The 15,332-nt window shown below is 45.2% G+C and carries 11 protein-coding genes; 6 read left to right on the top strand and 5 right to left on the bottom strand.

Going from position 1 to position 15,332, the window contains the following annotated elements; all coding sequences use genetic code 11:
- Positions 1 to 265: 265 nt before the first annotated feature.
- Together ACS8E3_RS06445 and msrB are read right to left on the bottom strand one after the other, a co-directional pair.
- Positions 266 to 754, bottom strand: a complete 489-nt coding sequence (locus tag ACS8E3_RS06445) for a glutathione peroxidase (protein ID WP_439242421.1) — start codon at positions 752 to 754, stop codon at positions 266 to 268.
- A 121-nt stretch (positions 755 to 875) separates the two neighbouring features.
- The gene (gene msrB / locus ACS8E3_RS06450) at positions 876 to 1,301 is read right to left on the bottom strand and encodes a peptide-methionine (R)-S-oxide reductase MsrB (RefSeq protein WP_439242423.1); all 426 of its coding nucleotides are present in this window, start codon (positions 1,299 to 1,301) and stop codon (positions 876 to 878) included.
- 374 nt (positions 1,302 to 1,675) lie between these two features.
- Between msrB and ACS8E3_RS06455 the strand changes: the two genes are divergently transcribed.
- Complete coding sequence (locus ACS8E3_RS06455; protein WP_439242425.1) at positions 1,676 to 3,373, top strand: aminotransferase class I/II-fold pyridoxal phosphate-dependent enzyme; 1,698 nt, start codon at positions 1,676 to 1,678, stop codon at positions 3,371 to 3,373.
- Positions 3,374 to 3,516: 143 nt separating this feature from the next.
- Here the strand turns inward: ACS8E3_RS06455 and ACS8E3_RS06460 are convergent, their stop codons facing one another.
- Together ACS8E3_RS06460 and ACS8E3_RS06465 are read right to left on the bottom strand one after the other, a co-directional pair.
- Positions 3,517 to 5,127 (bottom strand): inorganic phosphate transporter, encoded by a 1,611-nt coding sequence (locus tag ACS8E3_RS06460; protein ID WP_439242427.1) that lies wholly within the window; start codon positions 5,125 to 5,127, stop codon positions 3,517 to 3,519.
- 585 nt (positions 5,128 to 5,712) lie between these two features.
- Positions 5,713 to 7,365 carry an ATPase gene (locus ACS8E3_RS06465; RefSeq protein ID WP_439242429.1) on the bottom strand — a complete coding sequence of 551 codons (1,653 nt, stop codon included), beginning with the start codon at positions 7,363 to 7,365 and terminating at the stop codon, positions 5,713 to 5,715.
- Between the two features lie 663 nt (positions 7,366 to 8,028).
- Between ACS8E3_RS06465 and ACS8E3_RS06470 the strand changes: the two genes are divergently transcribed.
- The 5 genes from ACS8E3_RS06470 (at position 8,029) to ACS8E3_RS06490 (ending at position 14,098) form a co-directional block, all read left to right on the top strand.
- Positions 8,029 to 8,742, top strand: a complete 714-nt coding sequence (locus ACS8E3_RS06470; RefSeq protein ID WP_439242431.1) for an FFLEELY motif protein — start codon at positions 8,029 to 8,031, stop codon at positions 8,740 to 8,742.
- Between the two features lie 268 nt (positions 8,743 to 9,010).
- A complete protein-coding gene (gene ubiE, locus ACS8E3_RS06475; protein ID WP_439242795.1) occupies positions 9,011 to 10,000 on the top strand; it encodes a bifunctional demethylmenaquinone methyltransferase/2-methoxy-6-polyprenyl-1,4-benzoquinol methylase UbiE in 990 nt (329 codons plus the stop codon).
- Positions 10,001 to 10,056: 56 nt separating this feature from the next.
- The gene (locus ACS8E3_RS06480) at positions 10,057 to 10,758 is read left to right on the top strand and encodes a ubiquinone biosynthesis accessory factor UbiJ (protein WP_439242433.1); all 702 of its coding nucleotides are present in this window, start codon (positions 10,057 to 10,059) and stop codon (positions 10,756 to 10,758) included.
- 74 nt (positions 10,759 to 10,832) lie between these two features.
- Positions 10,833 to 12,494 (top strand): ABC1 kinase family protein, encoded by a 1,662-nt coding sequence (locus tag ACS8E3_RS06485; RefSeq protein ID WP_439242435.1) that lies wholly within the window; start codon positions 10,833 to 10,835, stop codon positions 12,492 to 12,494.
- 107 nt (positions 12,495 to 12,601) lie between these two features.
- On the top strand, positions 12,602 to 14,098 hold the full coding sequence (locus tag ACS8E3_RS06490) for an FAD-binding oxidoreductase (RefSeq protein WP_439242437.1): 1,497 nt from the start codon (positions 12,602 to 12,604) through the stop codon (positions 14,096 to 14,098).
- Positions 14,099 to 14,186: 88 nt separating this feature from the next.
- Here ACS8E3_RS06490 and ruvB read toward each other — a convergent pair whose 3' ends face one another.
- Entirely contained in the window at positions 14,187 to 15,170 is a 984-nt protein-coding gene (ruvB, locus tag ACS8E3_RS06495; protein ID WP_439242439.1) for a Holliday junction branch migration DNA helicase RuvB, read from the bottom strand.
- Between the last annotated feature and the right edge of the window lie 162 nt (positions 15,171 to 15,332).

Genomic DNA, 15,332 nt, shown 5'->3' on the forward strand with positions numbered 1-15,332 from the left:
CTAATGAATTTCTTAGATCTAGCTAATCAAGACTGTCACCTCTTAATCAACTTCTAACAACTCAGAACCAATAAAGCCCCTTGCTGTGGGTGTGTATTATATAGATTTAGACATGTCTGTCAAATAGTTTTCATCATTTTCAGCAAAGTTTTTTGCTGAAAATGGCGGTTGACTAGCAAGCAACTGTTTTTATTAGCTTTATACTTTAAAATATTTAAATCATTTGTTTACTACTTGCTAGAAACGTCTTCTTAGCAACAAAAACTTATTTAGCAGCTGCTAACGCCTTTTCAATATCGGCCTTAATAGCTTCAGGCTTAGTGGTTGGCGCATAGCGGTCGATCACTTGACCATCGCTACCGATTAAGAACTTAGTAAAGTTCCATTTAATACCATCGGTAAGTAGCCCGCCCTTCTGCTCTTTAAGCCACTTAAAGATTGGATGAGCATCGCTACCATTGACATCGACTTTGGCCATCATAGGGAAGCTGACGCCATAATTTTTTTGACAAAAAGCGCCAATCTCTTCGTTACTACCAGGGTCTTGGCTACCGAACTGATTACACGGAAAGCCGATAACCGTTAAGCCTTGGTCTTTATAGTGCTCATTTAGGGTCTCAAGCCCTTCAAACTGCGGGGTAAAACCGCATTTGCTCGCGGTATTGACCACTAGCAGCACCTGACCTTCGAAGTCAGCTAAAGACTGCATCGTGCCGTCCATACGCTCAGCAGTAAAATCATAGATAGTACTCATCACTCATCCTTAATCAAATTATAATTCGGTTGTCGCTGTGCCCAAAATATAAGGGAGCTATTATCAGCTCCCTTACTATATAACAAAGTCTACGTAATCAATAGCTAGTATTGAATGCCGCTTAGTCTTCGGCTTTATCCAAATCGATCGACACTGAATTGATGCAATAGCGCATACCCGTAGTCTCACGTGGACCATCAGGGAACACATGGCCTAAGTGTGCATCACAGTTACTGCAAGTGACCTCGGTACGGCGCATCCCTAGCGAATCATCGACGTGCTCATCAATAGCGGAATTGTCGATCCCTTGATCGAAACTTGGCCAGCCACAGCCAGCATCAAACTTGCTTTCTGAATCAAATAATTTGGCACCGCAAGCTTTACAGCGATAGACGCCTTTATCATTGACATCATTATAAGCGCCGGTAAAAGGACGCTCAGTGCCTTTCTCGCGAATAACATGATACTCATCCGCACTTAAACGCTGCTTCCAGTCGGTTTCGGTTAACTGGGCAATCTCTTCTTTGGTGAGTTGGCTGTCTTGCATAGTCGTTCCTTATTATCGTTCACTTTTAAAATTTTGAATTTTCAAAACATTCTGATAGGTTCGATATGGTAGTTATCCTTAATTATTCAATGTGTAGATGACTATGATTACTAAAAACACACGTTAAAGTGCTCTTACATTTTTATGAGTAAGAACTGTTTTTAGTTTTAACTCATATCAAAAATACCTTATAAATAATTGATATTAATAGATTAACTTAAAAACACCTCATAGAAGTTCTGTGGAAAAACTATATATTGCAAGTATAACTTGCATTGGAATACGTTAGATGGCTTGCATTGCCAGTACTAATGCAATAATATCTTGCATTAAAGTATTTAATAAAGTGTTAATAAGCTGAGGTCAAATTAATTATGAGTAAAACCCAAGATAAATTCGCTCAAGACCAGCGCTTGGCACAAGCTGAAAGACTGGTACAACTGCGCCGTGATAAAGGCTTAACCGCTGAGCAATTGGCACAAGCAATGACCAAAGCAGGCGCTAGAGTCAGTCGCGGCGCTATTTCCAATTGGGAGCGCGGTACTAATGGTATCGTCTCCTCCAAGCTGCCTACGCTTGCGCGACTTCTGGGATGCACAGAAGGCTATCTGCTTCGCGGCGACAATGATAGCGATGGGCGTGAACCCAACCCTCAGTCCATAACGACAGATCAAAATAAGCCCTCACTAGCCCATGGCAACCCAAGCCAGCAATTAGATACTCACTCAAATAGTTATACGACTTACCAAAACAAAACTCCTCAAGATAAAAAGCTTCAAGACAAGGAAGAGACGACTATGACTGAACTCAAAAAATCTGAAAAACTACAAAACGTTTGCTATGACATTCGCGGTCCTTTATTAAAAATGGCTAATAAAATGGAAGCCGAAGGTCAACGCATTCTCAAACTCAACGTCGGCAACCCTGCTCCTTTTGGCTTAGAAGCGCCGCATGAGATTTTACGTGATGTGGCGATGAATCTGCCAGAAGCGACAGGATATTCAGACTCGCAAGGGATTTTTTCGGCGCGCAAAGCGGTGCTGCAGTATTATCAGTCTAAAGGACTACTATCAGCGGTCGATGTACGCGATGTCTACCTTGGTAATGGTGTCTCAGAGCTGATTGTGATGACGATGCAGGCGCTGATGAATGATGGTGACGAGGTACTGATTCCGATGCCCGACTACCCTCTATGGACGGCAGCGACCAATCTCTCTGGCGGTACTGCAGTGCATTATCGCTGCAATGAAGATGATAACTGGCAGCCTGATATCGAAGATATTAAAGCAAAGATTACGAGCAAAACTAAGGGCATCGTGGTTATCAATCCGAATAACCCGACTGGAGCGCTGTACTCTGATGAGAATCTAAAACAGATTATCGAAGTTGCTAAAGAGCACAATTTGATTATTATGGCAGATGAGATATATGACCGCGTACTATATGACGATGTCGAACATAAGCCTATGAGTACGCTTACCGATGAGGTACTAGTCTTATCTTATAACGGCTTGTCAAAATCGCACCGTATTGCAGGCTTTCGTGCCGGCTGGATGATGGTCTCTGGTAAAAAGCAACATGCTACGGACTTTATCGAAGGCTTAGACATGCTCGCCTCTATGCGCCTGTGTTCAAACGTGCAAGGACAATATGCCATTCAAACGGCGATGGGCGGTTATCAAAGTATGAAAGAGCTGACCTCAGAGAAAGGCCGCTTGTTTAAACAGCGTGAAATGGCAATCTCGCGTCTTAACGCGATCCCCGGCATTTCTTGCACTATGCCGCAAGGAGCGTTTTACTGCTTTCCAAAGATGGACCCTAAAATTTATCCGGTCAAAGACGATATGCAGTTTATGATGGATTTATTGATTGAGGAGAAGGTACTCATGGTACAGGGCACTGGCTTTAATTGGGATACCCCTGACCATTTCCGCTTAGTATTCTTGCCTAATCTACATGATTTAGAGAATGCTATGGATCGCTTAGATCGTTTCTTTGCCAAAAAACGTCAACAATACGGTACAGATAAATTAGCTAATAAAGCTGCTAATAAACAAGCTCTTGAAGCTTGAATTCATGATGAAAGCTATCATGATAAATTAAAACCAAACCACACTTTATTGTAGTAAAAAAGCTTATCGATGATCATCGATAAGCTTTTTTTAACATTGAATTTTTAACCTGTCTTTTTCATCATTTTATAGTCAATATCCCATTAACTAAAAATTTGATTGAGTATCAAGAAGCTGATAGCCGATAGTGCTGCGGCGACTGGTAAAGTGATAACCCATGCCAGTCCAATAGGTTTCATAAGTGCCCAATTGGTGTTTCTATTGACGATACCGATACCTAACACCGCGCCTACTAAAGTATGCGTACTCGATACGGGTAAGCCTAAAGTCGAAGCGCCCATTACTACGCCTGCGGCGGCAAGCTCAGCTGAAAAGCCAGAGGCCGGATGCATTTTGGCGAGGTTAGTGCCCACCGTTTGAATGACTTCTTTGCCAATAAACCATAAACCAACGATAAGCGCTACTCCAAAGGTGAGCATCACAGGCGATGGTACTGCAGCCTCTGAGGCGATCGTATTGGTGCGAATCACATCCATAATAGCAGCAAAAGGCCCCACCGCATTGGCAATGTCGTTAGAGCCATGACTAAAGGCAAAGGCTGAAGCGGTAAAGACCTGCATCCAGCTGAACATAATAAAGGTGGCTTTGGTCAGATCCTCTTTGTGTTTACCACGGATACTCTTAGTATAGATATAGGTGGCTAGCCAAACTAGCGCACTTATCATGCCCATGATTAAGAAACCTTGCAGGGTCGTCATATTACTATTGACGTTTTTGAGGCCTTTAAACACCACTAACGAGGTCATCACCGCCCCGCCCATAGCTGCCAAGATAGGTACCCATTTCTTCAAAGCTTTTAGGGTATCTAAGCTTTCACGCTCATGCTCGACGATATACAACTTTTTATAATAGTCTGTCTCTAAATCCTCAACGTCACAGTCATCGTCTTTATAAATGTCTTGATCGCGAAGCATGGCTGAGGTATAGGAGAGCTGTTCAGACTCAGTCATCGCATCCAGACGTTCTTTGTGCTCTTTTTTGATAGATTTTTTATCGGCTTTTAGCTCTGCGATTTGCGCTTCTGCCTGATCGTTGTAGTCGATGACGTTACGTTTGATATGACCATATAAGAAGTAAGAGAGCACGCCGCCTAATAAAGGTGACAATACCCAAGAGACAGCAATCGTGCCGATAGTGCCCCAATCTACGGTTGAGAGCGCCATCTCAGTACCACCTAGAGTGATCCCTAATACAATAGAGCTACCCACTACCCCGCCGATGATGGAGTGCGTGGTTGAAACGGGCAGACCTTTTTTGGTGGCGAATAACAACCAAAACGCTGCAGCAATCAAAGCAGACAGCATGACATAAATGAACTGATTAGGACTGACCGCCAAGCCGTCCAAATCCACAATACCACTGCGAATAGTATCAGTTACTTCACCACCTGCTAATACAGCGCCCGACACCTCAAATATCGCTGCCACCCCCAAAGCTTGCGGAATGGTCAAAGTACCTGCACCTACTGAGGTGCCAAAAGAGTTGGCGACGTCATTACCACCGATATTGAATGCCATAAAGACACCAAAGGCAGTAGCAACGATAAACAACGTCGTTTGTTGACGCATCGTGTAGTCGAGACCCCACCATAAAAAATAGCTGGTCATCGCAGTCAGTAAAATAGCAAAGAATAAATTGATTCTCATAGAACCAACCGGCTTGGTTGATGCTGTAGAGTTGCTGCTAATACCCATAAAATGAGACGCCTTGAGTAAGATTAAAGAGACTTGCTAGTGATAATGATGTCACAACACACGCTGATATCCTGCTCAGCTGCGTGATTGCAGCTTAACTTCATCGTGCTTGAATCTGGATAGAGCTACTCTTTGAATGTATAGCAATCCTTATAAACCTGCCCGCCATAGGCTATAGACATACAATTAAGCCGCAAGTAACAGTCTAAATCAATTGATTAAGGCAGCTCGCGGCTTAGGTATCTAGCGATTATTTATCTCATAAATAGCCGCTAATAAGTTTATTAGAATAAAACCATTAGAATTAGAACAAATCATTAAAATGAAACAATGATATATTGAAGCGACAAATATTTAGGCAATACACCTCACTGCAATAAATATCGAAGTCATAAAACATTGGCTCAATAAAACACTGTATATAGGACTAACCCCTCAAATAAAAGAGTCATCAGCCCTTATTCGTGCGCCCATTATATTAAATATTGAGCACTTATGCACAATGAAATTGCCAAAATTGTAACGACAGGTTTATGAGCAGAGCTCTTTATATTTATTCGCTTATTTTCGCTTTTATCTCGTGACTTATTTATAGGCTTTTAGCTGCTCAATCGCATGATCAAGCACATCGAGACGGGCACGGCGCTTATCGTTGGTTGCGACAATACACCAAGGCGCATGCTCAGTGTCTGTATGCGCTAGCATATCAGCCGCCGCTTGCACATAATCCGACCACTTCTCACGGTTGCGCCAATCATCATCAGTGAGTTTGAATTTTTTATGCGGGGTTTCTCGTCTTGCTTCAAAGCGCTCGAGCTGCTCATCCTTATCAATAGCGAGCCAGTACTTAATCACTAGCGTGCCTGCTGCTTGTAGATCCGCCTCAAAGCGGTTAATCTCGCCATAAGCACGCTGCCAATCGATAGGCTCAGCAAACCCTTCAATACGCTCAACCAATACCCTACCGTACCAAGTGCGATCGAAAATAGCGATACGGCTGATGCGATCCGTTTGCTCATTAGGCAGCTTAGTCCAAAATCGCCAAAGATAGGGATGCTGTAGCTCGTAAAGCATCGGTGCGCCAATATTATAAATCTGATACTCGCGTGGATCGAGTGGTGCAACCATTCTTTTAATAGAGCCGCCCTTACCCGCCGCGTCCATGCCTTCAAAAGCAAAAATAACATGGCGACCTCTGCGATCTCGTATGAGCTTCGCAAACTCAGCTTGCTTGTCTGCTAGCTCATCTTTGTAATCTGACTTATCTAGGTCATGGTCTTTGATATCAGTGAGCGCTTTTGGCACTTCTGTATCTATAAAAGCAGCGGCTGTACAATCAGGCGAGTCGGGCGCTGCAGGGGTGCCTGAGCTTTCTTTCATAGACGTCTCACTACTCGCTAATGCCGTTTGTATAGCGTGCAGGACTTCGTGACAAAATCTCGTTTGTGCTTGCGACTTATCATTACCATCAATAATGACCCAGTCGCCTTGTTGGCTCAGTATTGTTGCTGCTATCAAGTTAAACTGCTCTAGCACTTCCTCATCGCACCAATCTATCTGATACAGATACTGAGGATCTGCTGTCTCATCATTAAGACGCTCCTTTAACGTCTCAGCATCGATATGAAACCAGCACTTTAATACCTTGGTATGATTGGCACTCAAGTCTTGCTCAAAAGTTTTTAACTCAGCCAATTGCTCTTTTAAATAAAGGTGCCAATCCGTTGTTGGGAGTTTTTGTTGTACCTCCGCGCCGTTTGCTGATTTATACTGAACCATGCGTATCACGTTATGTATCAGATCGGCGTACCAATTCCCAAAATAAACCATCACATCGCCGTGACGCGGCATCGCTTTAGTATGCGCCTGCCAAATAGGCTGATAAGCTAACGGCGGGTAGCCAATAGTGGCTTCTACTTTTAATAGCCTTGGATCGACCCATTGCCTTAACTGTTTGACCGCGCTGCCCTTGCCCGCTTGCTCCATACCATTGACCAGCACTAGTAAGCCTGTTGGCTTATTCGTTGGCGGCGGTGTTTGTTGCCTAGTAGCCCTAAGCGCGAATTGCGCAGTGACCAAGGCCAGCCTAAGCTCATCTTCATCCATCGAAAACTCGCTTAGCGGATTGGGTGTCAAACGGCTACTAACTACTTGCGGATCTAAGCGCGCGCTGACAGCTTGCTGCCTATTATCATTTTTCTCATTTGCACCGGTTTTATGCTCTTTATCGTTAAACATGATAGCGACTCACTTGCTAGTTATTTATTCTGAAGGTATAGATAAATAATAGCATTCACTTACCACCGAGATAATATCGCTGTGTAACAGTTTGCCATTTGTATTGTTTTTTATTTAAGGGTAACTTTAGGGCATGTCCTCCCTTTTCGTGTCCGCGTGCTTGCGATTATTAAGCAGAGTCATCTTAGTAGGGCGTGTTGAACATTAGATCATGGCACTGACAGAGATTATTTTTTAGGCGATTCAAAGGTAAAAATATCTAGCTTAGTCATTCTAAGGGGATATTTTTAGCAGAGAAGCGGCAAAAAAGAGTCCTATCCTTGCAGGCTGATGCTAAAATTGCCCCATACGGTGTTGCAAGTCTAGCTAAGGTATTAACATTATCTTCGACTTGCGCCTAGTCTGGAACGATTTTAGCGATCAGCAGTGCCTATTTATGAATGTTCAACACGCCCTAATAAAAACGGAAAAAACGAAGGCTTTAAGGTATCATAGCCTCATAAAAAATGTACCAAAAACTCTTAGTAGCTATTGCCAATTCTGCTACTCTCTTAGGCAGCATGTGTTTACTCTTTATTATACTTTTTGTGCATAATAAGCGTTCAGCTGCTAATTTTTTGGCTTGATTATTTATTTATATAAGTTTATTCATATAGGATTGTTATGTCAGCATTATCAGAACTACAACATCATCTAGCGCGCTTTTGGCAATTGCCCTACCACGATGATGCAGCGCTGAATGAAAAACTCATTGAAGTGCAAGCATGGCAGCGCGCCCGTATCGAACAAACCCATGCCGATGTCTTTGAACAACCAAAAAACCGGCCGATGGCAGATTATTTTTTGACGCAGCTCTATGGCGGTGATGAGTTCAAAAAGCTCGCCGAACAACTACAGCGTATCGTTCCTAAAGCCAAGAAAGTAGAGCGTTTCGCGCCTGCTGCAGCGTTAGAAACAGGGAGTATGGCTATTTACGCTGCTATTCTAGCCATTGAATTAGACTTGCATTTAGCGCAGTGGCTAATAGCGCAAGACTTGCCTGTCAATGCAGAGACTATGATTTGTGCTTATCGTGCGGTTGATGAAGCGGATGAACGCCGAGCGCAGCTTGGGAACCTAAAAGAAGTCTGCTACCGTACCGATAAATATATCAACTCATTTATGTTACGCAAGGCTTTTGCTATGGCAAAAGGCACCGCCTATCGCCATAATTATCAGCCGCTATATGACTTTATCGATGCAGGGTTTACTGCTATGCGCCCGTTAAAGAGCGTCAAAGGCTTTATAGAGCCTTTTTGCACGCGCGAGCTTACCATTGTCGACCAAGTCCATGCCGCGGATAATGGCGACACCGTTACCGTGTTTGCTGTATCATAGCGCTACAAATACCAGCATTAGCGCTCCTAAATCAACAACTAGCCATGCGTATCAGTAATAGGATAATCTTATGACTAACACTGCCAATGACACCCTTAATAATAGTATTAACGCTACTCATCTCGATACTAATATGCATAGCAAGCCTAACCCTCATAGCGACTTGCAAGACAAGTTGGTCAAAGATAGTATCGCTAATAACCAAAATATTACCGCACAGGCACAAGCTCGCCAAAGTCCTGCGCCTAAAGTTAAGAATAAAACCATTATGAATACTAATAACACTGCAACCGACAATAATAAAACAGCTAGTCCTAAAACCAATGATTTCACGCAAGTTCAAGACCTACCAGTCGGAACCCCGCAAGGTCAACAAACCACGCTGCCTAACAACGATACGACGAGTGCCGCTACCGACAAGCAAGCCCAGTCTCAGACCAATAATGCCGCAGTCAAAAAAACGGCTTTTAATCAACGCGATGATATTAACAACCCACATACGCCTGACACTGATGGTTTAGAGCAAACGCATTTTGGCTACAAAACGGTCAATAAAGCTGAAAAACAAGCACGCGTGGCGGACGTCTTTACCTCAGTCGCCAAAAAATACGACATTATGAATGACTTGATGTCCTTTGGCATTCATCGTTTATGGAAGCGCTTTGCCATCAGCTTATCAGGTGTTCGCGCTGGCCAAAAGGTGCTCGATATCGCAGGCGGTACAGGCGATTTGGCAAAAGTGTTCAGCCGTGAAGTCGGTCGTCATGGTCATGTGGTGTTATCAGATATCAACGCCGCTATGCTCGAGGTCGGCCGTGAGCGTTTAATCAATGCAGGCTGCAATAACGTCGATTTTGTCCTCGCGAATGCCGAGACTCTAGCGCCTTTCGACGATGAGAGCTTTGATCTATTGACCATCAGCTTTGGTCTACGTAACGTTACAGACAAAGATGCGGCGCTGCGCTCTATGTACCGCGTCCTAAAGCCCGGCGGCCGCTTACTTATCTTAGAGTTCTCCAAGCCTATATTTGAGCCTTTATCTAAAGCCTATGACTTATACTCATTTACGGCGCTACCGATGATGGGTAAAATCGTCGCCAATGATGCTGAGAGCTATCAATATTTAGCAGAGTCTATTCGTATGCATCCTAATCAGCAGACGCTCAAACAGATGATGCAGCAAGCGGGCTTTGTCAATTGCGATTACCACAATCTAACCGCTGGTATTGTTGCCGTGCATCGCGGTTTTAAAGCGTAACTATTAAAATTTAGAGCTTAAAGCTGAAAACCTAATCTTATTACTGTGAGAATATTATGCTAACGGTCTTACTTTTGGCAGGCGCTGAGAAGCTTATTAATGTCGCTTTGATGAGTGATGAAATCATCCAAGCCGGTCTTGAGCCCTTGGCTGGTAAAGTGCTGCGCCTCAACATGGCGGTGCCTGAGCTGCATTTAGACGTTATATTCAATCATAAGCGCTTGCGTTTTGAGCCAGTAACGATTCCTAGTGTTTTTGAGCCCCGCGGCGGCGATCACCTAGATGAGCGCGCGCAAGCGGACATGGATATGGCGCGGCTAGGCCATAGTCAGCCTGACTGCATTATTACTGTCGATAATCCCGCGCAGTTGCTCAACTTGATGCGCGACGCCACAGGTAACTTGCCTATTGAAGGCGATTATAAAGTGCTGATGCAGCTGAAACAGTTAGTCGCTGGGTTTGACCCCGACATTGCCGGTCAGCTAGAGCCACTCATTGGCAAACCTATGGCAAGTCAGTTACAGCTGCTGATCACTCAGCTCAAATGGGGTCTACGCCACAGCGGTAAGCGCGTTTTTGATGATGTCACCGACTGGGCCAATGATATCGCTGGTACCAGTGAGCCTGATCCGACGGATAAAGCTGAGGTTAATGATTTGAAGCAGCAACTGCTTAAGTTGCGCGTGGATGTTGAGCGCGAAGAGGCTAAGTTGGCAGCGCTTAGAATGGAGCAAGCGCGTTTAAGACAAAATCAATAATCTATTGCGATAACTTTTTCGCTTACAACTACCACTGTTTTAACCTTGTACCTTATCTAGAGTAATTATTGCCCATGCTACTATCTCATCGCGCACGCTTACTCGAGCTTTGGCGTATTGCCGCCAGTTATCGACTTGACACTCATTTTCCTGTAGAAGAGGCGCCGCAGCTGCAGCCTGTGGCGCGTTTACTACGTTTGCATCCTGCCGCTTGGGGCAAAAAGCATCAGCCTAATGCGGTCAAATATGCATTAGAGGATATGGGTACGCTATTTCTAAAGCTAGGCCAACTGCTCTCGACTCGTCGCGATTTAGTACCGGCTGAGATCATCGAACAACTAGTACAACTACAAGATAAGGTCAAGCCTTTCGATGTTGATACGGCTATCGCCCAAATCGAAAATAGCAAGCAGGGCTTAGGTCAGACGATTGACACCTTATTCGCCCGCTTCGATACCAAACCTTTAGCCGCCGCCTCTATTGCGCAAGTGCATACCGCCGCCCTGCCCGATGGTCGCGAAGTCGTCGTCAAAGTCGTGCGTCCTGATATTCGTGAGACTATCATTGCTGATTTTGAGTTATTACGCGAACTTGCCAATTGGGCCTCTGCGCGGATAGAGGCAGCACGCGCGGTACACCTTATCGATATCGTCGAAGACTATCGGCAAGTGATGCTCAATGAGCTGGACTTAACGCTAGAGGCGGATAATACCACTAAGATGCGTAACAACTTCTTAGGTTCAGCGCTGATGTATGTGCCTGAAGTTTATGACGCCTCAAAGAACGTCATGGTGATGGAGCGCATTCAAGGCGTGCCGATCTCGCAAGTAGAAGTCTTTGATCAGCTTGGTTATGACCGCGCGGCATTAGCAGAAAAAGGCTTAACGATATTTTTTACCCAAGTTTTTCGTGATAATTTCTTTCATGCCGATATGCATCCGGGTAATGTCTTTGTTGAGACCCCGCCTGTCACGACCCTTACCAATGAGATAACCCCTGTCAATTTAGGTCATGCGCCGCGTTACATCGGCCTTGATTGCGCAATTATGGGCACCTTATCTAAGGAAGATCAGCTGATAGTGGCGCGGATGCTACTAGCAGTAATGAATAACAACTTTACCGCCTTAGTCGATATTGTTAGTCGCGCCGGATGGATACCGCCCAATACCGATAAGCATGCCTTAGTGCGTGACATGCGCCGCACTGTTGGCCCTATGCTACAAAAATCTATCAATGAGATAGATTTTGCTGGCGTCTTGATGCAAATCTTAGACATCGCCCGCCGTCATCATATGAGTATTCCGCCGCAGCTGATGCTACTACTCAAGACCTTAGTCCATGTGGAAGGTCTAGGCCGTGATCTCTATCCTGAGCTAGATATTTGGTCGTTAGCTAAGCCGATTTTGAGCGGCTGGATCAAAGAGCAGCTCGATCCTATGCGTAACTTGCAACAGCTACGTAAGCAACTGCCTGAGATTTTATTATCGAGTACTGATATCCCCAAACTACTCGATCAAGGCCTGCAAAGCTTGGCCTCACAAGGCTCACGACAAGATAGCCAACTGCGCGAGATGCAGCAAATACGCGCTGATATGCTCAACGACCGTCGCCGCGACTGGTTAGCATTAGCAGGATTTGCTATCAGTATTGCTATTGCCACCCAAGTCATAGGTTGGTTATCACCGCTGTTTTATATTTTAGCGGTTCTAGCAGTCGTCTGGCGTATTTTAGCTTAAACTTATCTCTAAAATATGCTCACTAAGACTCAGTTATCAAAAGCAATTTTTTGATAACATCATGAGTATTTTTTATCGAAAATCTATTTCTTTTCTAGGAGCTAGTTATGTCCGCCACTCGTCATCCTGACCACGATACCCATCAAAAAACTATTAGCAACGCTACCGAAGCGTCTAGTCAAAACTATCCTAGTCATAATAATCAACTCGCTACGCCAAACCATAGCGCCGCCATTGCAGCGCTAAAACAGAGGTTTGGTAAGCAGCTCAGTACCAACCTGACCACTCGCGAGCAGCATGGACACACGATGACTTGGCTAGCCAATCAGCCACCCGATGCGGTATTGACCGTTTATGATAAGCAGGAGGTAGCGGCAGCTGTCGCTATCTGTAATGACTATAAAATGCCAGTGATAGCTTTTGGTATTGGCTCGTCATTAGAAGGTCAACTTAACGCGCCACACGGTGGTCTGTGCTTAGATATGCATGCTATGGACGCTATCTTGCAGGTACATCACGAAGATCTAACCGTGACCGTGCAGCCTGGCGTCACCCGCGAGCAGCTCAATCACTATCTGCGCGATACTGGGCTATTCTTCCCAATAGATCCCGGTGCTAACGCCAGCATCGGCGGTATGGTTGCGACTCGCGCCTCAGGCACTAATGCGGTACGTTATGGCACGATAAAAGATGTAGTCCTAGCCCTTGAAGTAGTCACTGCTAGCGGAGAGATTATCCGTACTGGAACGCGTGCCAAAAAGTCGGCGGCCGGTTATGACTTAACACGTCTCATTATTGGCTCTGAGGGTACGCTAGGTATTGTGACTGAAGTGACGCTAAAACTATCCGGTATTAGCGAATGTATCGGCAGCGGACTTTGTCATTTTCCAACGGTTGAAGAAGCTTGCCAGGCGGTGATGCTCACCATCCAGATGTGCTTGCCTATTGCTCGTATTGAGCTGCTAGATAGCCTGCAAGTCAAAGCCTGCAATCTTTATGCTAATTTAGACTTGCTAGAGACGCCGACTTTATTTGTCGAATTTCATGGCACGGAAGCTAGCGTGCGTGAGCAAGCTGAAACCTTTAACGAGATTATAGAAGAGTTTAATGGTAGCGACTTTGTATGGGATACCAATGAGGCGGAGCGAAAACGTCTTTGGCAAGCTCGGCACAATGCTTATCATGCCAGCTCAGCTTTACGACCGGAAGCTAGCGCCTTATCGACAGACGCCTGCGTGCCTATATCACGCTTAGCTGAATGTGTCAGCGCGACTGCCAAGGATATCGAAGACTCAGGGATGATAGGCCCTATCGTCGGTCATGTCGGTGATGGTAATTTTCACGTCTTGCTATTAGTCGATACTAATAATCCGGAGGAAATCGCTACGGCTGACGCCATAATCAGCCGATTAGCAGTACGTGCTATCGAGATGGATGGCACTTGCACGGGTGAGCATGGTATCGGTCAAGGCAAACAAAAGTACATGGCGCAAGAACACGGTAATGCTGTCGCCGTCATGCAAGCTATAAAGTCCGCACTAGACCCTAATAACATCCTCAACCCTGGTAAGATCTGGCCACAGCCGCTAGCTGTGACGGAATAATCCACTGTTAGTTGCTCTTATTGGCTGATATTACAAACGCGCTAACTTTACGAGTCAGCGCATTTGTAATGAATAAAGAACTTTAGCCTTATTCCATCTGATCGATAGCCATCTGCGTCAATATGCGTCCGCGCGCGGTACGCAGTACATAGCCTTGCTGTATAAGGTAGGGCTCAATGACATCCTCAAGCGTACCTCTATCCTCAGCCATAGCAGCGGCGACTGCTTCTACCCCCGCCGGGCCACCATCGAAGCGCTCAAGCAATATCTCAATATAGCGTCTATCGAGATGATCAAGACCGCGTCTATCGACTGCTAGCATATCGAGCGCGCTTGCTGCTATAACGCCATTGATACTACCGTCACCTCTGACCTCGGCATAATCACGCACGCGGCGTAGCAAGCGATTAGCAATCCTTGGCGTACCGCGAGCACGGCGAGCGATTTCCACTGCTCCATCTTCGGTCATCGGCACACGCATTAGCCGCGCCGCTCGGCTAACGATAGTGGTCAAATCGGCAATATTATAAAACTCTAAACGCTGCACGATACCGAAGCGATCGCGTAGTGGCGAGGTGAGCAAACCTGCTCGCGTTGTCGCCGCCACCAAAGTAAACGGCGGCAAATCAAGCTTGATAGAGCGGGCAGCAGGTCCTTCACCAATCATAATATCGAGCTGAAAGTCCTCCATCGCAGGATAAAGAATCTCTTCGATAACAGGGCTTAAACGGTGAATCTCATCAATAAATAGTACATCGCCAGCCTCTAAATTGGTCAGCATCGCTGCTAAATCGCCAGCACGTTCTAGCACCGGTCCTGAGGTTGAGCGCAGATTACCACCCATCTCGCGGGCGATAATATTCGCTAACGTCGTTTTACCTAGACCTGGTGGGCCAAATATCAGCGTGTGATCTAGCGCCTCATCACGAGCCCGCGCCGCGCCAATGAATACTTCCATCTGCTCACGGACTACAGGCTGTCCAATATATTCAGTGAGCAATGACGGACGAATATTGACATCAGGAGCATCGCCTGCGCCTTCTAAAGGATTGATTAATCGCTCTTGGCTCATAGTTTTATCATTTTTAAAAAATTAGGGTATTAACGTATTAAATAGCATAACCAAAGTGCTTGCCTATGTCATGCATAAACGCTCAAGAAAGGACAATATAACGTAAATAAGCGACATCTAGTGTCGCTTATTGATAAGAGATTATAGAGTTGTAATCGGCGA

The organism is Psychrobacter sp. 2Y5 (assembly GCF_051847375.1).
In the GTDB taxonomy this organism is placed as follows: domain Bacteria; phylum Pseudomonadota; class Gammaproteobacteria; order Pseudomonadales; family Moraxellaceae; genus Psychrobacter.

Bases quoted from the DNA above. Each gene is read 5' to 3' on its own strand.
- ACS8E3_RS06455 (WP_439242425.1), top strand. From the start codon at position 1,676: ATGAGTAAAACCCAAGATAAATTCGCTCAAGACCAGCGCTTGGCACAA.
- ubiE (WP_439242795.1), top strand. From the start codon at position 9,011: ATGAATACTAATAACACTGCAACCGACAATAATAAAACAGCTAGTCCT.
- ACS8E3_RS06485 (WP_439242435.1), top strand. From the start codon at position 10,833: ATGCTACTATCTCATCGCGCACGCTTACTCGAGCTTTGGCGTATTGCC.
- ACS8E3_RS06480 (WP_439242433.1), top strand. From the start codon at position 10,057: ATGCTAACGGTCTTACTTTTGGCAGGCGCTGAGAAGCTTATTAATGTC.
- msrB (WP_439242423.1), bottom strand. From the start codon at position 1,301: ATGCAAGACAGCCAACTCACCAAAGAAGAGATTGCCCAGTTAACCGAA.
- ACS8E3_RS06470 (WP_439242431.1), top strand. From the start codon at position 8,029: ATGTCAGCATTATCAGAACTACAACATCATCTAGCGCGCTTTTGGCAA.
- ACS8E3_RS06465 (WP_439242429.1), bottom strand. From the start codon at position 7,365: ATGTTTAACGATAAAGAGCATAAAACCGGTGCAAATGAGAAAAATGAT.
- ruvB (WP_439242439.1), bottom strand. From the start codon at position 15,170: ATGAGCCAAGAGCGATTAATCAATCCTTTAGAAGGCGCAGGCGATGCT.
- ACS8E3_RS06445 (WP_439242421.1), bottom strand. From the start codon at position 754: ATGAGTACTATCTATGATTTTACTGCTGAGCGTATGGACGGCACGATG.
- ACS8E3_RS06490 (WP_439242437.1), top strand. From the start codon at position 12,602: ATGTCCGCCACTCGTCATCCTGACCACGATACCCATCAAAAAACTATT.
- ACS8E3_RS06460 (WP_439242427.1), bottom strand. From the start codon at position 5,127: ATGGGTATTAGCAGCAACTCTACAGCATCAACCAAGCCGGTTGGTTCT.